At 70.7% G+C, this 22,403-nt stretch carries 23 protein-coding genes; 12 read left to right on the top strand and 11 right to left on the bottom strand.

The annotated features are described in order from the left end of the window. Positions 1–52: 52 nt before the first annotated feature. Positions 53–982, top strand: a complete 930-nt coding sequence (locus tag JJ691_RS48690) for a pseudouridine-5'-phosphate glycosidase (protein WP_211766143.1) — start codon at positions 53–55, stop codon at positions 980–982. After that, a complete protein-coding gene (locus JJ691_RS48685) occupies positions 979–1,857 on the top strand; it encodes a carbohydrate kinase family protein (RefSeq protein ID WP_211766142.1) in 879 nt (292 codons plus the stop codon). Before JJ691_RS48690 ends, JJ691_RS48685 begins: the two co-directional genes overlap by 4 nt. Positions 1,858–2,105: 248 nt before the next feature. On the opposite strand, the gene JJ691_RS48680 is transcribed toward JJ691_RS48685, so the two are convergent. Then, entirely contained in the window at positions 2,106–2,522 is a 417-nt protein-coding gene (locus JJ691_RS48680; RefSeq protein WP_442912574.1) for a DUF3099 domain-containing protein, read from the bottom strand. A gap of 7 nt (positions 2,523–2,529) precedes the next feature. Here JJ691_RS48680 and JJ691_RS48675 point away from each other — a divergent pair, with 7 nt between their 5' ends. From JJ691_RS48675 to JJ691_RS48655, 5 genes are all read left to right on the top strand, one after another. Then, positions 2,530–4,089 carry a DUF7782 domain-containing protein gene (locus JJ691_RS48675; RefSeq protein WP_442912573.1) on the top strand — a complete coding sequence of 520 codons (1,560 nt, stop codon included), beginning with the start codon at positions 2,530–2,532 and terminating at the stop codon, positions 4,087–4,089. Continuing rightward, positions 4,086–4,511, top strand: a complete 426-nt coding sequence (gene dtd / locus JJ691_RS48670) for a D-aminoacyl-tRNA deacylase (RefSeq protein WP_211766141.1) — start codon at positions 4,086–4,088, stop codon at positions 4,509–4,511. Before JJ691_RS48675 ends, dtd begins: the two co-directional genes overlap by 4 nt. 345 nt (positions 4,512–4,856) lie before the next feature. Then, positions 4,857–5,828: a sigma-70 family RNA polymerase sigma factor gene (locus JJ691_RS48665; RefSeq protein WP_211766140.1), complete on the top strand. Its 972-nt coding sequence runs from the start codon at positions 4,857–4,859 to the stop codon at positions 5,826–5,828. Between the two features lie 431 nt (positions 5,829–6,259). Then, positions 6,260–7,921, top strand: a complete 1,662-nt coding sequence (locus JJ691_RS48660) for a fumarate hydratase (protein WP_249227518.1) — start codon at positions 6,260–6,262, stop codon at positions 7,919–7,921. A gap of 7 nt (positions 7,922–7,928) precedes the next feature. Then, positions 7,929–8,720, top strand: coding sequence for a hypothetical protein (locus tag JJ691_RS48655; protein WP_211766139.1), 792 nt, complete (start codon positions 7,929–7,931; stop codon positions 8,718–8,720). Here JJ691_RS48655 and JJ691_RS48650 read toward each other — a convergent pair. From JJ691_RS48650 to JJ691_RS48640, 3 genes are all read right to left on the bottom strand, one after another. Continuing rightward, positions 8,616–9,188, bottom strand: a complete 573-nt coding sequence (locus JJ691_RS48650; RefSeq protein ID WP_211766138.1) for a hypothetical protein — start codon at positions 9,186–9,188, stop codon at positions 8,616–8,618. The two genes, JJ691_RS48655 and JJ691_RS48650, sit on opposite strands and share 105 nt — an antisense overlap. Before the next feature lie 92 nt (positions 9,189–9,280). Then, positions 9,281–9,877 (bottom strand): hypothetical protein, encoded by a 597-nt coding sequence (locus JJ691_RS48645; RefSeq protein WP_211766137.1) that lies wholly within the window; start codon positions 9,875–9,877, stop codon positions 9,281–9,283. Next, positions 9,874–10,311, bottom strand: a complete 438-nt coding sequence (locus JJ691_RS48640) for a hypothetical protein (RefSeq protein WP_211766136.1) — start codon at positions 10,309–10,311, stop codon at positions 9,874–9,876. Before JJ691_RS48640 ends, JJ691_RS48645 begins: the two co-directional genes overlap by 4 nt. Before the next feature lie 86 nt (positions 10,312–10,397). On the opposite strand from JJ691_RS48640, the gene JJ691_RS48635 reads away from it, so the two are divergent. Then, positions 10,398–10,871 (top strand): DUF1453 family protein, encoded by a 474-nt coding sequence (locus JJ691_RS48635; protein WP_211766135.1) that lies wholly within the window; start codon positions 10,398–10,400, stop codon positions 10,869–10,871. On the opposite strand, the gene JJ691_RS48630 is transcribed toward JJ691_RS48635, so the two are convergent. The 4 genes from JJ691_RS48630 to JJ691_RS48615 all read right to left on the bottom strand — a co-directional run bounded on the left by JJ691_RS48630 (position 10,868) and on the right by JJ691_RS48615 (position 14,827). Then, positions 10,868–11,455, bottom strand: a complete 588-nt coding sequence (locus tag JJ691_RS48630) for a Uma2 family endonuclease (RefSeq protein WP_211766134.1) — start codon at positions 11,453–11,455, stop codon at positions 10,868–10,870. The two genes, JJ691_RS48635 and JJ691_RS48630, sit on opposite strands and share 4 nt — an antisense overlap. 77 nt (positions 11,456–11,532) lie before the next feature. Beyond that, entirely contained in the window at positions 11,533–12,669 is a 1,137-nt protein-coding gene (locus JJ691_RS48625; protein ID WP_249227517.1) for a hypothetical protein, read from the bottom strand. Further along, a complete protein-coding gene (locus JJ691_RS48620; protein ID WP_211766132.1) occupies positions 12,666–13,925 on the bottom strand; it encodes a glucarate dehydratase family protein in 1,260 nt (419 codons plus the stop codon). The genes JJ691_RS48625 and JJ691_RS48620 overlap by 4 nt, the downstream gene beginning before the upstream one ends. Next, positions 13,922–14,827 carry a 5-dehydro-4-deoxyglucarate dehydratase gene (locus JJ691_RS48615; protein WP_211766131.1) on the bottom strand — a complete coding sequence of 302 codons (906 nt, stop codon included), beginning with the start codon at positions 14,825–14,827 and terminating at the stop codon, positions 13,922–13,924. The genes JJ691_RS48620 and JJ691_RS48615 overlap by 4 nt, the downstream gene beginning before the upstream one ends. A gap of 401 nt (positions 14,828–15,228) precedes the next feature. On the opposite strand from JJ691_RS48615, the gene JJ691_RS48610 reads away from it, so the two are divergent. The 3 genes from JJ691_RS48610 (at position 15,229) to JJ691_RS48600 (ending at position 18,370) form a co-directional block, all read left to right on the top strand. Then, complete coding sequence (locus tag JJ691_RS48610; RefSeq protein WP_211766130.1) at positions 15,229–16,020, top strand: IclR family transcriptional regulator; 792 nt, start codon at positions 15,229–15,231, stop codon at positions 16,018–16,020. Between the two features lie 101 nt (positions 16,021–16,121). Further along, positions 16,122–16,895 carry an NAD-dependent epimerase/dehydratase family protein gene (locus tag JJ691_RS48605; RefSeq protein WP_249228366.1) on the top strand — a complete coding sequence of 258 codons (774 nt, stop codon included), beginning with the start codon at positions 16,122–16,124 and terminating at the stop codon, positions 16,893–16,895. After that, positions 16,892–18,370: an aldehyde dehydrogenase (NADP(+)) gene (locus JJ691_RS48600; protein ID WP_211766128.1), complete on the top strand. Its 1,479-nt coding sequence runs from the start codon at positions 16,892–16,894 to the stop codon at positions 18,368–18,370. Before JJ691_RS48605 ends, JJ691_RS48600 begins: the two co-directional genes overlap by 4 nt. A gap of 54 nt (positions 18,371–18,424) precedes the next feature. Here JJ691_RS48600 and JJ691_RS48595 read toward each other — a convergent pair whose 3' ends face one another. Continuing rightward, entirely contained in the window at positions 18,425–19,723 is a 1,299-nt protein-coding gene (locus JJ691_RS48595) for an MFS transporter (protein ID WP_211766127.1), read from the bottom strand. A 31-nt stretch (positions 19,724–19,754) separates the two neighbouring features. Continuing rightward, complete coding sequence (locus tag JJ691_RS48590; RefSeq protein WP_211766126.1) at positions 19,755–20,633, bottom strand: aminoglycoside phosphotransferase family protein; 879 nt, start codon at positions 20,631–20,633, stop codon at positions 19,755–19,757. A gap of 64 nt (positions 20,634–20,697) precedes the next feature. On the opposite strand from JJ691_RS48590, the gene JJ691_RS48585 reads away from it, so the two are divergent. Beyond that, positions 20,698–21,876, top strand: coding sequence for an RtcB family protein (locus tag JJ691_RS48585; RefSeq protein ID WP_211766125.1), 1,179 nt, complete (start codon positions 20,698–20,700; stop codon positions 21,874–21,876). Here the strand turns inward: JJ691_RS48585 and JJ691_RS48580 are convergent. Continuing rightward, positions 21,857–22,402, bottom strand: a complete 546-nt coding sequence (locus JJ691_RS48580) for a histidine phosphatase family protein (protein ID WP_211766124.1) — start codon at positions 22,400–22,402, stop codon at positions 21,857–21,859. The genes JJ691_RS48585 and JJ691_RS48580 overlap by 20 nt on opposite strands. Between the last annotated feature and the right edge of the window lies 1 nt (position 22,403).

Below are 22,403 nucleotides of genomic sequence, written 5' to 3'. Positions count from 1 at the left end.
GGCTCACTCATTCATGATGCCTGATACACGCTGGACACTGGAACGGGAGACGATGGGTACACAACCGCAGGTCAGCCCAGAGGTAGCGGCCGCACTGAACGAGGGCCGGGCCGTCGTCGCGCTGGAGAGCACGATCCTGGCGCACGGGCTGCCGCCGGGCCGCAACCGGGAGGTCGCGGCCCGGGTGGAGCGGGTCGTGCGGGACGCGGGGGCGGTGCCGGCGACGATCGCGGTGCTGGACGGTCGCCCGGTCGTGGGCCTGGACGACAAGCAGCTGGACCGGGTGTGCGACCCGGCGGCGGGGCTGGTGAAGCTGTCCCGGCGGGACCTGGGCCCGGCGATCGGGCTGGGCCGGGACGGGGCGACGACGGTGGCCGGCACGGCGGCGCTGGCCGCGGCGGCGGGCATCGGGGTGTTCGCCACCGGCGGCCTCGGCGGGGTGCACCGGGGCGCCTCGGAGAGCTGGGACGTGTCGGCCGACCTGGGGGTGCTGGCCGAGACGCCGGTGCTGGTGGTCTGCTCGGGCGTGAAGTCGGTGCTGGACATCGGGGCGACGCTGGAGCTGCTGGAGACCAACTCGGTGCCGGTGCTGGGCTACCGCACGGACCGCTTCCCGGCGTTCTACCTGCGTGAATCGGACTTCGACGTGCCGTGGCGGGTGGACGACCCCAAGCAGGCGGCCGCGGCGGTGCGGGCGCACCGGGAGTACGCGCCGGGCCAGTCGGGCGTGTTGCTGGCCAACCCGGTGCCGGTGGAGCACGAGATGGACCGTGAGCTGCACGACCGGCTGCTGGCCGAGGGCCTGGAGCTGCTGGTCACGCGCAAGGTCCGCGGCAAGGACGTGACGCCGGTGCTGCTGGAGCACTTCCACACGGCCAGCGACGGCGTGAGCCTGGACACCAACGAGCAGCTGGTGCTGTCCAACGCCCGGGTGGCCGCCGAGGTGTCTGTTGAGCTGGGGCAGGCGGAGCTGGCCCGATGACGGTCATCGTGGTCGGCGACGCGGCGCTGGACGTCGTCGCCAAGCACCACAGCCCGATCGTGTGCGCCGGTGACTCGCGGGCGGACATCACCCTGGCGGTCGGCGGGGCCGGCGCGAACACGGCGGCCTGGCTGGCCTCGTTCGGCGTGGACACGGTGCTGGTCGGCCGGGTCGGCGACGACATGGGCGGCCGGCAGGTGCGGTCCGAACTGGAGACCGTCGGCGTGCGGTGCGCGCTGGCCGTCGACCCGTCCGCGCCGACCTGCTGCGTCGTCGTGCTCGTGGACGACGACGGGCAGCGCAGCATGCTGGCCGACCGGGGTGCGAACGCCCGGCTGGCCGGCTCGGACCTGACCGTCAACCTGTTGGAGACGGCCAGCCACCTGCACCTTTCGGGTTACGTGCTGCTAGACCCGAGGTCGCGGGAGGCCGGGCTGGAGATGTTGGCGGCGGCGCGCGGGGCGGGGCTCACCACCTCGGTGGATCCGCAGGCGGCGTTGCACATCACCCAGCAGGGGCCGATGTCGTTCCTGACCGCCGTCACCGGCGTCGACCTGCTGCTGCCCAACGCCGACGAGTTGGAGGCCCTGACCGGGTCCCGGGACCCGTCAGCGGCGGCGGGGCTGCTCGACCACGTCGGCGCGGTGGCTGTGACGACCGGACCCGACGGGGCCAGCTGGGTCGACCGGATCGGCCGCTGGGACGTGCCGGCGGTCCGGGCCACGTGCGTCGACTCCACCGGCGCCGGCGACGCCTTCGACGCCGGCCTGCTGGCGGCCTGGCTCAGCGGTCAGCCGCCGCTGGACGTGCTGCGGGCCGGGGTCGCGGCCGGCTCGGCGGCCGTGTCCCGGGTCGGGGCCCAGCCACAGCCCTGATGCTTCGACGGCCCGGCCCCACGGTGTACGCGGGTCGGGCCCGCCGATGTTTCGTCCGCTTGCCGGAGTTCGACCGCCGACTCCAGAGTGTGCGAGGCCCCGCCGGTGTTTCGCACGGTTGGCGGATTTCGGCCGCCGCCACCCGACGCACGCCCCACCCGAGCCGGATGCGGCGGCCGAAATCCGGCAAGGGCGAGACACCGGCTACCCGGGGGCCGAGCCGCGACGCCGAAGGCGGCGCCATATATTCAGCCCTCGATGGCGCGGGGCTGGGTCGGCGGCTTCGCGCCGTTCGGGGCGCTGTCGGTCGAGACCTCGCGCTCCAGGGCCCGGCGGGCCGCCTTCTCCGCGTTGTACCGGTTGATCTCTTCCTGCTTGCGCGGCGGCCGGTCGTTGGCGATCAGCACGGCCACCCACGGCAGCGGGATCGACAACACCAGGAACAGCAGGGCCAGCCACCACACGTGGATGAACACACAGGCCAGGATCAGGCAGGGCACGCGCAGCGACATCATGATCATGTATTTGCGCTTGCGAGCCTTGGCCTGCTCCTGGTACGACGGCGCGGCCTCGGTGATCAGAACCGGCGTGTCGTCCCGGTCAGAGCCCTTCACGACACCACCTCCTCCGGTAGATGCTAGACGCCCCCAAGGCCGTGCAAACATTTCGGTCGTGTTTTCCGACAAGTTCTGTGACCAGCTGCGGGACGCCTTCCGCGAGGCCCGCTACGAGCCGGACGCGGTCGTCGACCTGCTGGGCGCGCCAGCCCACGCGGCACTGGGCCGTGGCGAGCCGGAGCCGGCCCGGCGGGCCAGCGCCGACGGCGGTCCGCTCGGCACCCTGATCCGCGTGTTCCTGCTCGGCGACAGCGCGTCGCGGGCCGAGACCCAGGCGGCGCTCGGCGCGCTGTCGGTGGCCGACGCGGTGGCCGAGGGCCTGCTGCGCGAGGACAGCGGGAACCTCCGCGCCGACTTGGACGTTCGACCGTACGGAGACGATCAGGGTTCCTGGTGGGTGGTGTCCGACCAGGACTCCGATCTGCGCGGCGCACCCGTGAGCCCGGACCACGTGCTGGGCGTCGGACACGCGTCTCTGAGCCTTGCTCGCGCAACGGCCCGGCGGCCCGTGGAGACGTTGCTGGACCTGGGCACCGGCTGCGGTGTGCAGGCGCTGCACGCTGCCCGGCACGCCAACCGGATCACCGCCACCGACCTGTCCGAACGGGCGATTTCCCTTGCCTCCGCGACATTCCGGCTCAACGAGCTGGACGTGGAACTGGCCCGCGGCGAGTGGTTCCAGCCGGTCGCCGGCCGCCGCTTCGACCAGGTCGTGTGCAATCCCCCGTTCGTCGTCGGACCCGCGAGGGTCGACTACACCTACCGCGACTCCGGCCTGGCCGGCGACGACGCGAGTGCCTTGGTGGTGCGGCAGTTGCCGGCGTTCCTCAACGAGGGCGGCGTCGGCCAGCTGCTGGCGTCCTGGGTGCACCGCAAGGGTGAGGACTGGACCGACCGGGTCGCGTCCTGGCTGCCGCGCGGCGGCGTCGACGCCTGGTTCGTGCAGCGCGATGTGGCCGAACCCTCGCTGTACGTGGGCACTTGGCTGCGCGACGCCGGCATCGACCCGCGGTCGGCGGAGGGCCGAGCCAAGGCCACCGCGTGGCTGGACTGGTTCGAGGGCAACGATGTTCTCGGTGTCGGCTTCGGTTTCGTCACCCTGCGTCGAACCTCGGCGTCACACCCCGAGATCGTCTGCGAGGACCTGCGGCACGCCTTCGACGATCCGCTGGGGCCGGAGGCCGCGGCCTGGCTGGACCGGGTGAGTTGGTTGCGGCAGCACGGATCCGCCGAGGAACTGCTGGCCACGCGGTTCCTCGTGCCGCCGACCGTGATGCTGGAAGAGGTGTCGCAGCCGGGCGACGAGGGCTGGGAGTCGGTGGTGCGACGGCTGCACCGCACCGACGGACCCGGTTGGCAGCACGAGGTCGACGAGTTGGCGGCCGCGCTGCTCGCCGGCTGTCGCGGCGCGCTGCCGCTGGGTGACCTCCTGCACCTGCTGGCGTACGGGCACGGCCAGTCGGTCGACGACCTCGAACGCGCCGCGTTGCCGATCATGCGCGATCTGGTGCGGCACGGCATGGTTGTGCCGGGCACGAGCGAGCTTGCGAGCTCGTCATTCAACGCAGGGGCTGACCTTGCGCGTCCGGCGAGCGCCAGCGAGGCGGACGCGTGAGGTCAGTTGTCATGCGGGTGACAAAGGCGAGTGTCACCGTCGCCGGTGAGGTGGTCGGCGAGATCAAGGAGCCGGGTCTGTTGGTGTTACTGGGTATCACCCACTCGGATGGCGCCGACCAGGTCGACACCATGGCCCGCAAGCTGCACGAGCTGCGGATACTCGACGAGGAGCAATCCTGTGCCAGCACAGGGGCTCCGCTGCTCGTGGTGAGCCAGTTCACGCTGTACGGCGACACCAGGAAGGGCCGCCGTCCAACGTGGACGAAGGCCGCCCCCGGCTCGGTCGCCGAGCCGCTGGTGGACGCGGTCGTCGACGCGCTGCGTGCGCGGGGCGCCACCGTGGCCACCGGTCGGTTCGGCGCCGACATGGCGGTGGAAAGCGTGAACGACGGTCCGTTCACGGTGCTCGTCGAAGTGTGATGATTCCGGGTTTCCTGGCTTGGGAAACGTGTGCGCGGCCGATTCGGTTCAGTCGTCCAACATGGACTTCACGTTTCACCGGGACGGTTGCCCGCTGAACGGGTGGAGGTGGCTCTCTCTCAGGGAAACCTCAGGTTCTCAGGGCAACCGCTCGGGCCGTGGACACGTCATGAAGGGTGTGAGAACACGGGAACGATTTCGCGATCGCTCGCGTTTTCACCAGTGTCCAGCCAGCAAGCGCAAGGCATTCCCGACCCGGGTGCCTCGCCCGAAAGGCTCGCCGCGCAACGCAGCGCCGGTGTGTGACGCGACAACACACCAGCCCGCGACCGGGGAGGGAGCACCGTGACCATCCCACAGACCATCGACTCGCAGATCGGCCCCGAGGCCGATCTGGACGCCCAGGGGCCTGCCGCCGACCTCGTGCGCGTCTACCTGAACGGCATCGGCAAGACCAAGCTGCTGACCGCCGAGCAGGAGGTGGGGCTGGCTAAGAGGATCGAGGCCGGCGTGTTCGCCCGGCACATGCTCGAGACCGCCCGGGTGCTGGACGCCACCAGGAAGACCGAGCTCACCCAGCTCGTGCGGGACGGCGAGCGGGCCAAGAACCACCTGCTGGAGGCCAACCTCCGGCTCGTGGTGTCGCTGGCCAAGCGCTACACCGGGCGCGGCATGCCGCTGCTCGACCTGATCCAGGAGGGCAACCTCGGTCTGATCAGGGCCGTCGAGAAGTTCGACTACACCAAGGGCTTCAAGTTCTCCACGTACGCCACCTGGTGGATCCGGCAGGCCATCACGCGGGGCATGGCCGACCAGGGCCGCACTATCCGGCTGCCCGTCCACCTGGTGGAGCAGGTGAACAAGCTGGCCCGGATCAAGCGGGACCTGCACCAGCAGCTCGGCCGCGAGGCCACCCACGAGGAGCTCGCCAAGGAGTCGGGCATCGCCGAGGCGAAGATCGCCGACCTGCTCGACCACTCGCGTGACCCGGTGAGCCTGGACATGCCGGTCGGCACCGACGAGGACGCCCCGCTCGGCGACTTCATCGAGGACTCCGAGGCCACCGACGCCGAGAGCGCCGTCATCTCCAGCCTGCTGTCCGACGACCTGCGCCGCGTGCTGGCCACGCTGGACGAGCGCGAGCAGTCCGTCATCCGGCTGCGCTACGGCCTGGAGGACGGTCAGCCCCGCACCCTCGACCAGATCGGCAAGCGCTTCGGCCTGTCCCGCGAGCGGGTCCGCCAGATCGAGCGCGAGGTCATGTCCAAGCTCCGCCAGGGCGACCGCGCCGAGCGCCTGCGCGCCTACGCGAGTTAATGGCGCCGCCTTCGGCGTCGCGGCTCGGCCCCCAGGTAGCCGACGCCTCGCCCTTGCCGGATTTCGCCCGCCGCATCCAGCTCAGTGGTGGGGCGCGTCGGGTGGCGGCGGCCGAAATCCGCCAACCGTGCGAAGCACCGGCGGGGCCTCGCACTCCGGGTCACGGGTGCACGCCGGCTAACCCGAACAGCCGTCTTGACTTGTGATCTGTGTCACGGCACAGTTCACAGCGCACAACAGAAGCTTCGCGGTGCGAACCATCACCTGAGGTTCGTCACCGCATCCGACAGGAGGTCGGGGTGGCCGGGGGCCACCCCGGCCTTCTGATTTTTGTGATGTCGGCCGTCACACCGGGGATGGCGCTGGGCGTCTGTGCGGCGGCGGTAGCGTTGGGCGGGTTACCCGAGTTGCGTGCAAGGGAGCCCGCCGACGTGACCACCACCTCGTCGTTCCAGTACGTCGATCCGCTGCCCTTGGGCAAGGACACCGAAACCGAGTACCGACTGGTCAGCCCGGACGGGGTCCGGGTGCACGAGGTGGCGGGGCGTCGCTTCCTCGAAGTGGAGCCGGCGGCGCTGCGGCTGCTGGCCCGGGAGGCGATCCGGGACATCCAGCACCTGCTGCGGACCAGCCACCTGCGGCAGCTGCGGTCGATCATCGACGACCCGGAGGCCAGCGGGAACGACCGGTTCGTGGCCACCGACCTGCTGCGCAACGCCTGCGTGTCGGCCGGCGGGGTGCTGCCGATGTGCCAGGACACGGGCACGGCGATCGTGGTCGGCAAGCGCACGGAGACGGTGCTCACCGGCGGTGACGACGAGGCGGCGCTGTCGGAGGGCATCCACGACGCCTACCAGCAGCTCAACCTGCGCTACTCGCAGATGTCGCCGACGACGTTCTGGGACGAGAAGAACACCGGCACCAACCTGCCGGCCCAGATCGAGCTCTACCACAAGGCGGGCCAGGAGCCGGTCTACGAGTTCCTGTTCATGGCCAAGGGCGGCGGCAGCGCCAACAAGACGTTCCTGTACCAGGAGACCAAGGCGCTGCTGAACCCGACGCGGCTGGCCCGGTTCCTGGACGAGAAGCTGCGCTCCCTGGGCACGGCGGCCTGCCCGCCGTACCACCTGGCCATCGTGGTGGGCGGCACGTCGGCCGAGTACAACCTGAAGGTGGCCAAGCTGGCCTCGGCCCGCTACCTGGACAACCTGCCGACCGAGGGCTCGGCCGAGGGCCGCGCGTTCCGGGACACCGACCTGGAGCAGCAGGTCCTGGCCATGACCCGCGAGTTCGGCATCGGCGCGCAGTTCGGCGGCAAGTACTTCTGCCACGACGTGCGGGTCATCCGGCTCCCCCGGCACGGCGCGTCCTGCCCGGTCGGCATCGCCGTCTCCTGCTCGGCCGACCGCCAGGCCAAGGCCAAGATCACCGCGGACGGCGTGTTCCTGGAGCAGCTGGAGCACGACCCGGCCCAGTTCCTGCCCGAGGTGCACGACGAGCAGCTGTCCGACGACGTGGTCCGGATCGACCTCAACCAGCCGATGGACGAGATCCGCCGCACCCTGGCGGCGCTGCCGGTGAAGACCCGGCTGTCGCTGAGCGGTCCGTTGGTGGTGGCCCGCGACATCGCCCACGCCAAGATCAAGGAGCGGCTGGACGCCGGCGAGCCGATGCCGCAGTACCTGAAGGACCACCCGGTCTACTACGCCGGCCCGGCCAAGACGCCGGAGGGCTACGCCTCCGGCTCGTTCGGCCCGACCACGGCCGGCCGGATGGACTCCTACGTCGAGCAGTTCCAGGCGGCCGGCGGCTCGCTGGTGATGCTGGCCAAGGGCAACCGGTCCCGGCAGGTCACCGACGCCTGCCAGGCCCACGGCGGCTTCTACCTGGGCTCCATCGGCGGCCCGGCGGCCCGCCTGGCCAAGGACTGCATCCGCAAGGTCGAGGTCCTGGAGTACCCGGAGCTGGGCATGGAAGCGGTGTGGAAGATCGAGGTGGAGGACTTCCCGGCGTTCATCGTGGTGGACGACAAGGGCAACGACTTCTTCTCCGAGACGTCCGCGCCGACGCTGCAGATCTCCTTCCGCCGCTAGGGAAACCATGCCGAACCAGCCGGACCTGATCGCCCGCGCGCGGGCCAAGTGCGTGGGCGATCAGGGACTCGACGCGGCCCTGATGTACGGCTCGTTCGCCGCCGGTGAGGCCGATGAGCACAGCGACATCGAGTTCTGGCTGTTCTTCACGCCGCAGCGGCGGGCGGCGATCGATCCGGCGTCGTGGTGCGCGGACATCGCGCCGATCAGCCACGGACTGGTCAACGAGTTCGGCACCTACGTGGCGTTCTTCCCGGGGCTGGTGCGCGGCGAGTTCCACTTCGTGACGATCGCCGAAATCGCCACGGTGGCCGACTGGCCGGCCCGTGGGGCGGCGGTGGACCGGATGGTCGTGGTGGACCGCCGCGGGGCGCTCACGCCCGTGCTGGAGGCCCTGCCGCAGCGGTATACGCCGTCGGAGGCCATCACCCGGTATTGCGACCCGTTCGTGAACTGGCTGGTGCTGGCCCATCACCTGACGGCACGGGGTGAATTCCTGCGGGCCTGGGACGCGCTGGGGCATCTCCAGCGGCACCTGGTGTGGATGGCCCGCCTGGCCGAGAACGCCACCGAGCATTGGCTCACGCCGTCACGACGGGCCGAGGCGGAGTTGTCGGCCGAGGCCGTGGCGGGGCTGCGGGCGGCGACCACCGAGGCGACGCCGGAAGGATTGACTCGGGCGCTGCGGGCCGCGTCAGAACTGGGCCGGCGCTACTGGACGGTTCTCGCCGACCGACACGGCACCGCGCTGCCGACGGCGCTGTTCGACGAGCTGGATGCCGCACTGGGCAAGGGATAGCACCGCGCCGATGAGCAGCAACCAGTAGTAGCCGTCGGGGGTCTCGATCCGGCTCTGTGCCAACGGATTCGGCCCGGCGATGGCCGGCACGAAGCGAGCGGGGCCGTGGGTCAGCAGCAGCCACGCGAAGGCGGAGATGCACAGCGCGGCGGTGGCGGCGGTGTGCAGGCTCAGGAGCGGCCGCCGCGTGATCCACAACGTGCCAAGAGCACCGGCAGCGGCGAAAACCACGGCCAGGCCAATGGATGACGGCACTGGCGGCAGCACCACGACCAGGTCGAGCCACAGCAGCGAAGCGGCGAATCCCATTGCCAGCGCGGAGATGTGCGGCTTCCCAAACAGGAAAGCCGCCAGGTGGCAGGCAATCAGCGCGCCGAGCACCACAGCCTCGGCGGCGGAGGAGACGGGCCGGAGGACGGCGACCACCGCCATGCCGCACAGCAGCAGACATCCGAGCAAGCGCGCCATCGCCTGGCCTCCGAGTTGGGGTCCTCGTGCGGTCCCTGTCCGACCCCTGCCGCCGGGCAGGGACCGCACGAGGATATTCGGCGGCGGTGTGGCTAGTGTTGCGTCCCCGTCTGAGTGGTCAGCACGACCAACCTTCCGCCGAGTGGCGCATCGAGATGGGCCGCGATGGGGATGTTCCTGACGTAGAGCGGACAAACCCGGTGCATCTCGGCGACGCTGAGCACGGTGATGTCGACCTCGTCGGCGGTCTGCTTGGTGACCTGGGCGTTCACCTTCACGCAGCCGCCCTGCTCGGCCATCACCACCAGCGTCTTGCCGCCGTCCTGCTGCCACACGGTCTGCGGCACGTTCTCGGGGGCGGCGGAGTAGTTGACCTGGCTCGGCGGCACGGTCGGTCCGGTGGCCTGCACGGGCGGCGAGTCAGGCGGCGGGGGCGTCGAGGTCGGTGCCGACGGCGGGATCGCGCCGGAGGTGGTCGTGGGCGACGGTGTCGTCGTCGTGGTGGCGGTCGGTGAAGAGGAGCCGGCCGGCGCGGAGGCAGCGGTGTTGGTGGTGGCGACGGACCCGCACGCGGCGAACGCCACCAGCCCGGCGCCCGCGAGGCCGACGCCGAGCAGTCTTCTGAGGTAGGGGCGGCGCCCGGCCGGCTGGGGCGAGCCGGCCAGGCGCCCGGAGGTTGGCTCTGTCATGACCGCACCGTCCTCTGTTCCAGCACAACCTTGCGGTCGGCGAGTGGCTTGTCCAGCTGCACGGTCAGCTGCGTCAGCCGCAGCTCCTTGGTGCAGACCCGATTGGTGTCGGCGAGGTTGCGTGTCAGCAGCACGTGCACGGACGTGGCGTCCTGGGCGCTCAGCTCGGCCGACGAGTGCTCGCACCCGCCCTCCTCGCCCTGGACGGTCAGCACGGCGCCGTTGTCGTCCAGCTGGACGCGGGCGGGATAGCCGGCGGGCAGGTGGGAGGAGTCGATCTGGGCGGCGGGCACGTCACGCAGGCTGCCGCCCTGGCCGGCCGGGGCGATGCCGTTCCCGGTACTGCCGGGCTGGGTCGTCGTCTGGGTCTGGCCGCAGGCGCTTATCGCCAACACCAGCGCGCCCGCGCCAACCACCGTGGTCAGTACCTTCATGCCGGTTGGACGGAGTGACCACCTCGTTGGGTTGCATCCCCCAAATCGGATGGCGTCGAGGCTGTCGGGCGGCGATGATCCCGGGCGTGACCGTCGGTGTGAACGTGGTGATCGGCCTCGCGGTCCTGGCCCTGCTGCTCTACCGCCAGCTCCAGCCCCGCCGGGTGCGCGAGGACGGCGCACTGCGGCTGACGGTGATCCTGCTGGTGGTGGGAGTCATCCAGGCCTATCCGGTGGTGTCCAACCACCCGCCGACGACCATCGTGGTGCTGTTGCTGCTCGCCGGCCTGGTGTCGGGTGCGGTGTTCGGCACGCTCCGGGCGTACACCACGAAGCTCTGGATCAAGGACGAGGACGTCTGGCGGCAGGGGACCTGGCTGACGCTGGTGCTCTGGCTGGTCGCCGTCGGCCTGCACTTCGGCATCGACTACCTGTCCGAGCGGCAGGGCGCGCCGGCCGGCCTCGGCTCGTCGACGATCGTGCTCTACCTGGCGGTGACCCTGGGCATCCAGCGCTTCATCACCCAGCAGCGGGCCGTGAAGCTGCGGGCGACTGTTTAGAGATCCAGCAGCTGGATCGGGTCGAAGGCGACCGGGAACGGCTCGGCGATCTCGAAGGTGCCGCCGGTGTGGGCCACGGCGACCTCCTGGTACTCGCCGTCGGCCAGCCGGTAGAACCACAGGGTGGCGGTCTCGGTGCGCAGGTCGACCTCGCCCCGCAGGTAGTACGGGATGCCCTCGCGGGCGCACATGGCCGGCTTGTCCAGCCGGTCGCGCTGCCGGGACGAGGGCGACACGAACTCCCCCACCACGACGGCGTCGGCGGCCTGGGCCCAGGTGCTCATCACCGGCGAGCGCATCACCGTGATGTCGGGCTGGATCCACCGCTGCGCGGTCATCTGAAGGTTGACGGTCGTGTAGACGCGCAGGCCGACCTGCCGGGCCGGCGTCTTGAACAGGCCGCGTAGCTCGTCGGCGGCGTACACGTTCGGCCCCGCCTCGTACGGGCTCAAGATCAGGTTCCCGTCGACGCACTCGTACTTGCTCGGCAACAGCCCGGGGTCGGGGAGGTAGCGCTCGGCCAGCTCCGTCGTCCACATGCCGGCGAGCTCGACGAGCGGGTCGAACGAGACCGAAGCGGACATGTGGTCACCTCCCAGACAGCTCATGATACTGCCGCCCGGTGGCCGCCGAGCAATATCGGCGACCACCGGGGAGCTTGTCACAGCCGGCCGAGCGCGTCCTTGATCGCGTCCAGCCGGCCCTGGGAGGCCAGCCCGGGGTGGTACACGTGCAGTTCGGACGCGCCGGCGTCGATGTACTGCTGCCATTCGGCGGCCAGCGCCGCGCCGTCCACGGGGCGGGGCGGCAGCGCCAGCACGTACGCGGCGAGCGCCTTGTCGGTGATGCCCTGTAGCGCCTTCAGCACCGGCAGGGCGGCGTCGGGCCCCGGCCAGGCGGTGAAGGTCAGGGTGTCCACGTCGGCGTCGACCCCGCCGGCCACGGTGGCGAACGGGCCGGTGGCCCACTCGTCGGCCGCGGCGTGCGCGACGATCTTCGCGTCCGGCAGCGCCTCGCGCACGCGACCCACCAGAAGCTGCCGCAGGCCACGGGAAAGCCCGGTCCGCACACCGGAGACGGCGTCGGCCAGCTGCTCCCCCAGCGCCGCGCGGACGCTCTCGGCCCGGCCGTCGACCCCGGCCTTCACGGCCTGCCGGAGCTGCACCACGTCGATGCCGGCGTCGCCGTAAAGACCGACGCAGGCAACGCAGAAGCACAGGGACAACAGCTGCTGCTGCGCCGGCGACCAGTCGGTGCCGTCGGTCTTCTCGTGGTGCCCGCCGTGCATGAAGCCCAGTGGCCCGCAGGCCTCCAGCACCACACCGTCCAACGGTCCACTGTGGACAATCTCGTCAACCAGGGTTTCGCAGTACTCCACGACATCCGCCTGCGCCGGACACAGGGCGTACGGGTAGCGGTCGCCGAAGGCGTTCTGCACAGTCAGATCCGGGTTCGCATCCCCGAGCCGGCTGGAGTGCGTGAGCACGGTCCAGGCGTGCACCGGCAGGCCCACCGCGCGCAGCTTCTCCGCCGCCGCGCCGAACGAGTCACCGTCCACCCAGGACGGTGCGGCCGGCACAAGTCGCTTGCCCTGCCACGCTTCCGGCCGCACCGGCACGTACAAAGCCGCGTGCCGGGCGTCGATCATCCGGTGCCGCGGGTGCAGCGGGGTGGCAGCCCGCGTGGTGTGGTACGACGCCGCCAGGGCGACCGCGCCGACACCGAGGCCGGCGATCCGCTCGGCCGCGGCCTCGTCACCGACCAGGTCCCACGGGTAGGCGTGGGCGAGCGTGGTCACCACCGGGGGTTCTTCCTCTCGTACGACGGATCGACCCGCCGCATGTAACCCGTGTCGTCACGGGAGCGGATGTCGGTGTCCAGGAAACGTTGGTGCGCCACGGCCAGCGCGTCCCGATCGAGCTCGACCCCCAGGCCGGGCCCGCTCGGCACGGGCACCGCACCGTCCACGAAGGACAGTGCGCCCGGCTTCACGACGTCGTCGACGGCGTTCCACGGGTAGTGCGTGTCACAGGCGTAGCGCAGGTTCGGGGTGGCGGCGGCCAGGTGGGTCATCGCGGCCAGGCTGATGCCCAGGTGCGAGTTGGAGTGCATGGACAGCCCGATGCCGAAGGTCTCGCACAGCAGCGCCAGGCTGCGGGACCGGGTGAGCCCGCCCCAGTAGTGGTGGTCGGACAGCAGCACCTGGATGGCGTTCTGCCGGACCGCGGGAGCCAGGTGGTCGAAGGACACCACACACATGTTGGTGGCCAACGGGATCTCCACCCGGGCGGCCACCTCGGCCATGCCCTCGATGTCCGCCGTCGGGTCTTCGAGGTACTCCAGCACGCCGTCGAGCTGCTCGGCCACCTTGACCGAGGTGTCCGGCGTCCACACCGCGTTCGGGTCCAGCCGCAGCGGGTGGTCCGGGAACGCCTCGCGCAGCGCGCGGATGGCCTCGATCTCCTGCTCCGGCGGGAAGACTCCGCCCTTGAGCTTGATCGAGCCGAAGCCGTACTCGTCGATCAGCTTGCGGGCCTGGGCCACCACGCCGGCCGGGTCCAGGGCCTCGCCCCACTCGTCGGGCTCCTGACCGGGGTGGCCGGCCCACTTGTAGAACAGGTAGGCGCTGTACGGCACGGCGTCACGGACCTTGCCGCCCAGCAGGTCCACGACCGGCCGGTCCTGGTGCTTGCCCTGGATGTCCAGGCAGGCCACCTCGAACGGGGAGAAGACCCGGTCCACGGTGCCGATGCTGGACATCTGGCCGGTCAGGCCGTGCTGGTCGGAGCCGATCACGCCGCCCAGCGCCGCGGCGATCGCCGCGTGCATGCCGTTGAGGTCGTAGACGTCCAGTCCGATCAGGGACGGCACGACCTTGCGGGTGCGCTCCAGGTGCCCGGCGTCGCCGTAGGTCTCGCCGAGACCGCTGACACCCTCGTCGGTGTGGATCTCGACGATCGTGCGCAGGGCCAGCGGCTCGTGCACGCCGACGGAGTTCAGCAGCGGCGGATCGCGGAAGGCGATCGGGGTCAGGACGATCTCGGTGATCCTCATGAGGCGATCAGCTTCCGTCCGGCGTCGATGATCCGGTCCAGCTCGGCCAGGTGCTCCTCGGTCGGGTCCAGCAGCGGGGCCCGCACGCCGCCCACGTCCAGCCCACCGCGCACGACGGCCGCCTTGACCAGGGACACCGCGTAGCCCGGCACCTTGTCGCGTAGCTCGACCAGCGGCTTGTAGAAGCCGTGCAGCAGGGCGTTGACCCGCTCGGTGTCGCCGGCCGTGACGGCGTGGTAGAACGCCAGCGAGATCTCCGGCGCGAAGCAGAACACCGCGGAGCTGTAGAGCTCGACGCCGATGCCCCGGTAGGCCGGCACGGTCATCTCGGCCGTGGGCAGGCCGTTGAAGAACTGGAACGGCTTGTCCACGCTCTCCCGCACCGACAGCACGATGCGCTGCATCAGGTCCAGGTCGCCGAGGCCGTCCTTGAAGCCGATCACGTTGGGCAGTTTGGCCACCTCGACCGCGGCCTCCGGCGTGAACACGGCGTTGTTGCGCTGGTAGACGATCACCGGCAGGTCGGTGGAGTTGACCACCTCGGCGACGTAGCGGGCGACCCCGCCGGCCGGGCAGCCGACCAGGTACGGGGGCAGCAGCAGGAGGCCGTCGGCGCCGGCGCGCTTGGCGGCGGCGGCGAACTTGCGGGCCAGCGGGGCGGAGCCGCCGGCGCCGGCGAACACCGGCACCCGGCCGGCGGTGGCCTCGACGGCGACGCGCACCGCGCGCTCGAACTCGTCGGGCTCCAGGGCGTGGAACTCACCGGTGCCGCAGGCCACGAACACGCCGCCGGGTCCGGCGGCGACGCCGTGCTTGACGTGCTCGGCCAGCACGTCCTCCGCGACCTCCCCGTCCGGGGTGAACGGGGTCACCGGGAAGAACAGCACTCCATCCAGTTGCATTCCAGACCTCTCTGCGCCCTGTGCCGGCATCCGTGACGATCGTTGCTCGCGAAAACGTTTACACGCCAGGACGCGGTCTGCCCCTGACCCCAAGGGTGGGTACCCGCGAGGCGGTGCGTCGGGCACCGCCTCGCGGGTTGTGGGACTCAACGACACCGCCGCCGTTAGCCGTCGAGCCCACGCCTGTCGGGACCGCCATCAGGTGATCCATCACGGGGATGGGGCCCTGGCCGCGTCCGCGACCCCTGGCGCGGCCCGGCGGGCCGTCGACCTGGAGATCGGGGCTGCCATTGACCCTCTCCTCGTGGTTCACGTATCTGAATGCCGGTCGTACTTGTGAACGTTGGCACGGACTGTAAGAATCAGAACCACCGTGTGTCAAGGTCCTGGAGGCCGATCAGATGTCAGAGGCAGTCGACAACGCGGCCCCCACCAGGCCGGCAGCGGTGAAATCCGCGGATCGAACCGTGGAGCTGCTGGAGGTCATGTCCCGCTCGGAGCGCCAGCTCACGCTCACCGAGCTGCACAAGGAGCTCAGCTACCCCAAGTCCAGCCTGTACATGCTGCTCCAGACGCTGGTCAGCCGGGGCTGGGTGGAGGTGGACCCGCAGCGCGGCAGCTACGGCATCGGTGTGCGGGCGCTGCTGGTCGGCACGTCGTACCTGGACCACGACCCGGTCGTGCGCACCGCCATCCGGGTGATGGAGCAGGTGCGCCAGCAGATCAACGAGACCGTGCACCTGGCCCGCCTGGACGGCGCCGACGTGGTCTACCTGGCCAGCCGCGAGTCGGAGCACCACCTGCGCGTGGTGTCCCGCGTCGGCCGCCGGCTGCCGGCCCACGCCACCTCGCTGGGCAAGGCGATCCTGGCCGAGCGCAGCCGGGCCGAGGTGGACGGGCTGCTGCCGGAGCGGCTGGAGGCGCTGACCCCGAACACCGTGACCGACCGGGCCGAACTGCACGCCCAGCTGGCCCGCTTCCACGCCGAGGGGTACGCCCACGAGCGCGAGGAGAACACTCCCGGCCTCGGCTGCTTCGCCGTCGCGCTGCCCTACCGCAACCCGGTGATCGACGCGATGAGCTGCTCGGTGCCGCTGGGCCGACTGGACGCCGACCACGAGCGGCAGGTGGTGTCGGCGCTGCTGGCCGCCGCCCGGACCATCACCGAGGTCTTGCGTCAGTTCGGTCGCTGAGTACCGTTCTGAAGCAACTGTAAACGTTTGCAACATGGAGGCCACAACCCGTGACCGAACGCATCCTGATCACTGGCGCGGCCGGCGGCGTCGGCACCCTGATGCGGCCGAGACTCGCCGCACCCGGCCGGGTCCTGCGGCTGCTCGACATCGGCTCGCTGCCCGCCGCCGGCGACGGTGAGCACGTCGAGCTGCTCACCGCGTCCGTGACCGACCAGGCCGCGATGGACGCCGCCTGCGCCGGCGTCGACGCCGTCATCCACCTCGGCGGCCACAGCCTCGAACAGCCGTGGAAGGACATCCTCACGGTCAACATCGACGGCACCCACACCGTGCTGGAGGCCGCGCGGCGCAACGGCGTCAAGCGGGTCATCCTGGCCAGCTCCAACCACGCCGCCGGCTTCCAGCGCCGCGGCGCCGAGGACACGCCCGACTACGCGTTCCCGCGGCCCGACACCTACTACGGCGTCAGCAAGGTCGCCGTGGAGGCGTTAGGGGCGCTCTACGCCGACCGCTACGGCCTGGACGTGATCGCCATCCGGATCGGGTCCTGCTTCGAGAAGCCGCGGGATGTTCGCATGCTGTCCACCTGGCTGTCGCCGGACGACTGCGCCCGCATGCTGGAGGCCTGCCTGGCCACGCCCTCGCCCGGGTTCCGGGTGATCTGGGGCGTGTCCGACAACACCCGCCGGTGGGTGTCCCTGGACGAGGCGAAAGCGTTGGGATACCAGTCGGAAGACGACTCGGAGCGGTACGCCGAGGAGGTCATCGCCGAGCACGGCATGCCCGCGGCGGACGGCCCCGAGCTGAACTACGTTGGCGGCGTCTGGGTGACTTCCGCCTGGGACACCGCCGTCAAGGAGGCCGCTCAATGACCGCTGTGCAGGGCTACAACCCGCGCACCGGAGAAGCTTTCGGCGCACCGGTTCCGTCCACTTCGGACGCCGAGCTGGACGCCATCCTCGCCAAGGCCGTCGCTTCCGGTTGGTCGGCGACGACTTCCGAGGTTCGCGCCGAGGCCCTGGAGCGGGTCGCCGACGCGCTGGACGCCGAGTCCGAATTGCTGGTGTCCACCGCGGACAGTGAGACCGCGCTGGGCGTGCCGCGGCTATCCGGCGAGCTGAAGCGCACCACCAACCAGTTGCGGCTGTTCGCTTCCGTGCTGCGCGAGGGCAGCTACCTCGAAGCCACCATCGACACCGCGGACGCCAACACCGTGCCGCCGCGTCCCGAGCTGCGCCGCATCCTGCGGCCGATCGGGCCGGTCGCGGTGTTCGCCGCGAGCAACTTCCCGTTCGCCTTCTCGGTCGCCGGCGGCGACACCGCGTCCGCGCTGGCCGCCGGCTCGCCGGTGGTCGTCAAGGCGCACCCGTCGCACCCGACCACCTCGGTCGAGACCGCCCGGATCGTCGCCGCCGCGCTGCCCGAGGGCGTTTTCGGCATCGTGCACGGCATTCCGGTCGGCACCCGGCTGGTGCAGCACCCGGCGGTCAAGGCCGTCGGCTTCACCGGGTCCACCGGCGGCGGGCGGGCCCTGTTCGACCTGGCCAGCGGCCGGCCCGACCCGATCCCGTTCTACGGCGAGCTGGGCAGCGTCAACCCGACCGTGATCCTGCCGGGCGCGGCCACCGAGGAGACGGCTGCCGGATTCGCCGGCTCGCTCACCCTTGGCGTCGGCCAGTTCTGCACCAACCCGGGCCTGGTCTTCGCGCCGGCGGCCATGGTCGAGGCGCTGACCGCGGCCGTCGCCGGGACCACCGGCGGGCCGATGCTCAACGAGCGCATGCAGCACGGCTACCAGTCCGGTGTGGACACCCTGGCCGCCAGCGACCTGGTCGAGCTGGCCGCCACCGGCACCGATCCGGCGCAGGGCTTCAGCGTCGCGCCGAAGCTGTTCACCACCGAGCTGAAGACCTTCGCCGCCAACCAGGGCACGCTGAGCGAGGAGCACTTCGGGCCGGCCGGTGTGGTCGTCACCTACACCGATCCCGAGGAGCTGCTGGACGTTCTCCCGCAGCTGCCGGGCTCGTTGACCGCCACCGTGCACGCCTCCGGCGAGGAGCACGCGCTCGCCGGTCGCATCGGCGCGGCGTTGCAGTCGGTCGCCGGGCGGTTGATCTTCAACGCCTGGCCCACCGGCGTCGCCGTGGCGTGGGGCATGCAGCACGGCGGCCCGTGGCCGGCCACCACCAACGCGCTGTACACCTCGGTCGGCTCCACGGCCATCCGGCGGTGGCTGGTGCCGGTGACCTACCAGAGCTGGCCCGAGGAACTGCTGCCGCCGGAGCTCCAGGCCGGCAACCCGCTCAACATCCCCCGCCGCTTCGACGGCGTCCTGGGCTCGAAGTAGCCGCTTGTGTCGTGAAGGGCCCCATCCTGACGTTCAACGTCAGGATGGGGCCCTTCACGCGGGAAGGGGGTGCTCGGCATGCACCCGCTGGGGTAGCGCCAGGAGCGCAAGGAACGCCACCACCGCGCAGCCGACGATGTACCAGCTGATCCACGTGCTGGAGCCGGTGCTGGCCAGGACCGCGGTGGCGATCAGCGGGGCCGGGCCGCCGGCGATCACCGAGGCCAGCTGGTAGCCCAGGCCCGCGCCGGAGTAGCGCACGTTGGTGCCGAAGCTCTCGGCGATCAGCGCCGCCTGCGGGCCGTACTGCATGGCGTGCAGCACAAGGGAAATCACGATCCCCAGCAGGACGAGGCCGCCGACTTTGGTGTTGAGCAGCCCGAAGTACGGGAACGCGTACAGGCCGACGCAGACGATTCCGATGCCGTACATGAGCTTGCGGCCGATCCGGTCGGACAGCCAGCCGAACAGCGGCACGCAGACCACCCCGGCCGCCGCCGCGATCATCGTGTAGCCCAGCAGGTCGTCCTGGTTCAGCTGCAACTGCTTGGTGCCGTAGGTCAGCACGAACGTGATGAACAGGTAGAACGGCGCCTGCTCCGACATCCGCAGGAACGCCGAGCTCAGGATCTCCCTGGGGTGCTCGACGATCGCCCGCCAGACCGGCTGGCGCACCACCGCCTCCCGCTTCACCACCGTCTCGAACTGCGGCGACTCCAATACGCGGATTCGGACGTAGAGGCCGATGCCGATCAGGACGATCGACAGCAGGAACGGGATCCGCCAGGCCCACACCAGGAAGCCGGCACCCGACAGGCTCGACACCAGGCGGACCACACCGGTCGACAGCAGCAGGCCGATCGGCACGCCCAACTGGGGCAGGCTGGCCATCAGGCCGCGCTTGTTCTGGTCGCCCCATTCCATGGCCAGCAGGACCGAGCCGCCCCACTCCCCGCCCACCCCGATGCCCTGGGCGATGCGCAGGATGGTCAGCAGCACCGCCGCCGCCACGCCGATCGACTCCGCCGTCGGCAGGCAGCCGATCAGCAGCGTGCCGATGCCCATCGTCAGCAGAGTCCCGATCAGCGTGCCCTTGCGGCCGATCCGATCCCCGAAGTGGCCGAACAGCGCTGCGCCGATCGGCCGCGCCGCGAAGCCCACGAACTGCGTCCCGAACGCCGCCAGCACCCCCGCGAACGCGCTGCTGCCGGGGAAGAACAGCTTCGGGAAGATCAGCGCCGCCGCCGTGCCGTAGAGGAAGAAGTCGTACCACTCGATGGATGTGCCGACCGTGCTCGCGACCGCGGCGCGGAGCCGCTGGGTGCGGATGAGAGCCACGCCACTGTCACTCATGCGGACACCTTGGTCGCACCCTGTTGCCGTGTCAAGAACGTGTTAAACGGTCCAGGGTGGCGTAGCCGGCGGGTTCCCAGGTCGGCTTGCCGCCGGGCAGACCGAGGCGGCCGTTGCGGCCGATGGAGATCAGGACCAGGGCCCGCAAAACGGCCCAGCCGCGGGCCCGGGCGATGGTGGCCTCGTCGGCCCGCCCGTAGACGTCGAAGAACCGGTCGGCCGCACCGGCCGGCAGCAGGACCCAGGCGGCGGCCAGATCAGTGGCCGGATCACCGCCGCACATCTCGCCGAAGTCGATCACCCCGGCGAGCGTGCCGTCCCGGACGACCACGTTGGCCGGATGCAGATCAGCATGTAGCCAGACCGGCGCGCCGCTCCAGGCCGGTGCGGCCACGGCCTTCTCCCAGACTTCCCGGGCGCTGTCGGCGTACGGGTGGCCATCGATGAACTCGAACCAGCCGGCGGCCCCCGACTCGGTCAGCGGGCCACCGTGGGTGGGATTGACCGGGGCGTCGGCGGGCGCCGGTTCGTGCAGTGCGACAAGGAACTCCGCGAGAACCTCGGCCGAGTCGAGGCTGGTGATCGGCTCGTGGTCGGCCGGCACACCGTGCACCCATCGGGTGATCGTCCAGGCGTGGTCGAACAGGCTCGACGGTTCGCCGATCCGCACCGGAACCGGCGTCGGCAGTGGCAGGCGCTTTGCCAACTGCGGCAACCACTTCTGCTCAGCACGCAGCTGCTCGGGCGCACTTCCGGTGCGCGGCATGCGCACGCCCAGGTCCTCGCCGAGACGCCATTGCTGGTTGCCCCAACCCCCATCGACGTCTCGGAGTTCGAGGTCCGCGAGATCCGGATGCTGCTCCCGCAGCAAGGCCCGCACCAGGTCCTGGTCGTACCGGAAGTCACCCATGGGCGGGCACGCTAGCAAAGAACTCGATCGCGCCAGGACCCTTGTCCCCCTTAGCCTTGCCGGCATGGCGATGACGACCGTGCCCGGGAAGCACGTGGATATCAAGATGTGGACGCGGGCCGACGAGGTCGAACCCGCGGCGATGCAGCAGCTGCGCAACATCGCGTCGCTGCCCTGGGTGGTCAAGCACGTCGCCGTGATGCCCGACGTCCACCTGGGCAAGGGGGCGACGGTCGGCTCGGTGATCGCGATGAAGGACGCGGTCTCGCCGGCGGCGGTCGGCGTGGACATCGGCTGTGGCATGACTGCCGTGCGGACCTCGTTGACCGCCAACGACCTGCCGGGCGACCTGGCCGGCATCCGCTCGGAGATCGAGAAGGCGGTGCCGGTGGGCTTCGGGGCGCACCGGGACGCGGCGTTCGACGAGCGGGACGCGGGCGACTGGAAGCAGTTCTGGTCGCGGTTCGACGACCTGACGCCGGCGGTGAAGGCTCGCGCGGACCGGGCCGTCAACCAGTTGGGCACGCTCGGCGGCGGCAACCACTTCATCGAGGTCTGCCTGGACACGTCCAAGCGGGTCTGGGTGATGCTGCACTCCGGCTCGCGCAACATCGGCAACGAGCTGGCCCAGCACCACATCGGGGTGGCCCGCGGCCTGGCGCACAACGAGGAGCTGCCGGACCGGGAGCTCGCCGTGTTCCTGGCCGGCACGCCCGAGATGGCCGCCTACCGGCACGACCTGTACTGGGCCCAGGAGTACGCGCGCCGCAACCGCTCGGTGATGCTGCGCCTGATCAGCGACGTGCTGCGCAAGCGGTACAAGCACATCCGCTTCGACGAGCCGATCAGCTGCCACCACAACTACGTGGCCGAGGAGAAGCACTTCGGCGAGGACGTCCTGGTCACCCGCAAGGGCGCGATCCGCGCCGGCAACGGGGATCTGGGCATCATCCCGGGTTCCATGGGCACCGGCTCGTACATCGTGCGCGGCCTGGGCAACCCGGACTCCTTCGAGTCGGCCTCGCACGGCGCCGGCCGCCGGATGTCGCGCACCAAGGCCCGCAAGATGTTCAAGCGCACGGACCTGATCGAGCAGACCAAGGGCGTCGAGTGCCGCAAGGACACCGGCGTCATCGACGAGATTCCGTCGGCTTACAAGGACATCAACGAAGTGATCGCGAACCAGACGGACCTGGTCGAGATCGTGGCCAAGCTCAAGCAGGTCATCTGCGTGAAGGGTTGACACCCGGTCCGGTGATGCCGGTGTCGGCGATGCGGTAGACCGCCGGCATCGGCATCGCCTGGCTGAACGGCCAGTCGACCGGGACGCCGAGGTCGGCCAGGGCCCGAGCGACGAAGGTGCCGTGGCTGCCGATCACCACCGTGCCGGTGAACGAGCGGAGGATCGACACCGCCCGCTCGGTGAGCTGGTTGAGGCTTTCCCCACCGGGGCGGGCGAAATCCGGGTCGGCCCAGCTGGCCGCGTAGTGCCGGGCGTAGTCGGGAGTGGGCTCCAACCCGGAGTCCCATTCCCGAAGCGCGTGGTCGGTGCGCACCGGCAGCCCCAGCACGCGGGCCAACGGCTCGACCGTCTGCACGGCTCGCAGATACGGACTGGCGGCGATCAGGCTGGGCCCGATCGCCGCCAGCTCCGCAACCAGTCCTTCGGCCTGTGCACGGCCGTTCCCGGTCAGCGGCCGGTGATACTCATCGGGGCCGCCGACGGTCGGGATGACCGATTCGGCATGGCGGACCAGGACGATTTCCACC

Source organism: Kutzneria sp. CA-103260 (assembly GCF_018263855.1).
GTDB lineage: Bacteria > Actinomycetota > Actinomycetes > Mycobacteriales > Pseudonocardiaceae > Kutzneria.
The sequence above is the reverse complement of the archived record's forward strand: the minus strand, read 5'-3'. Positions and strand labels throughout refer to the sequence as shown.

Coding starts and splice junctions, on each gene's coding strand:
- JJ691_RS48690 (WP_211766143.1), top strand. CDS start 53: ATGGGTACACAACCGCAGGTCAGCCCAGAGGTAGCGGCCGCACTGAAC.
- JJ691_RS48685 (WP_211766142.1), top strand. CDS start 979: ATGACGGTCATCGTGGTCGGCGACGCGGCGCTGGACGTCGTCGCCAAG.
- JJ691_RS48650 (WP_211766138.1), bottom strand. CDS start 9,188: ATGGCGCGCTTGCTCGGATGTCTGCTGCTGTGCGGCATGGCGGTGGTC.
- JJ691_RS48615 (WP_211766131.1), bottom strand. CDS start 14,827: ATGCAACTGGATGGAGTGCTGTTCTTCCCGGTGACCCCGTTCACCCCG.
- JJ691_RS48600 (WP_211766128.1), top strand. CDS start 16,892: ATGACCGCTGTGCAGGGCTACAACCCGCGCACCGGAGAAGCTTTCGGC.
- JJ691_RS48620 (WP_211766132.1), bottom strand. CDS start 13,925: ATGAGGATCACCGAGATCGTCCTGACCCCGATCGCCTTCCGCGATCCG.
- JJ691_RS48645 (WP_211766137.1), bottom strand. CDS start 9,877: ATGACAGAGCCAACCTCCGGGCGCCTGGCCGGCTCGCCCCAGCCGGCC.
- JJ691_RS48605 (WP_249228366.1), top strand. CDS start 16,122: ATGCGGCCGAGACTCGCCGCACCCGGCCGGGTCCTGCGGCTGCTCGAC.
- JJ691_RS48680 (WP_442912574.1), bottom strand. CDS start 2,522: ATGTTTGCACGGCCTTGGGGGCGTCTAGCATCTACCGGAGGAGGTGGT.
- JJ691_RS48630 (WP_211766134.1), bottom strand. CDS start 11,455: ATGTCCGCTTCGGTCTCGTTCGACCCGCTCGTCGAGCTCGCCGGCATG.
- JJ691_RS48595 (WP_211766127.1), bottom strand. CDS start 19,723: ATGAGTGACAGTGGCGTGGCTCTCATCCGCACCCAGCGGCTCCGCGCC.
- JJ691_RS48655 (WP_211766139.1), top strand. CDS start 7,929: ATGCCGAACCAGCCGGACCTGATCGCCCGCGCGCGGGCCAAGTGCGTG.
- JJ691_RS48640 (WP_211766136.1), bottom strand. CDS start 10,311: ATGAAGGTACTGACCACGGTGGTTGGCGCGGGCGCGCTGGTGTTGGCG.
- JJ691_RS48610 (WP_211766130.1), top strand. CDS start 15,229: ATGTCAGAGGCAGTCGACAACGCGGCCCCCACCAGGCCGGCAGCGGTG.
- JJ691_RS48585 (WP_211766125.1), top strand. CDS start 20,698: ATGGCGATGACGACCGTGCCCGGGAAGCACGTGGATATCAAGATGTGG.
- JJ691_RS48590 (WP_211766126.1), bottom strand. CDS start 20,633: ATGGGTGACTTCCGGTACGACCAGGACCTGGTGCGGGCCTTGCTGCGG.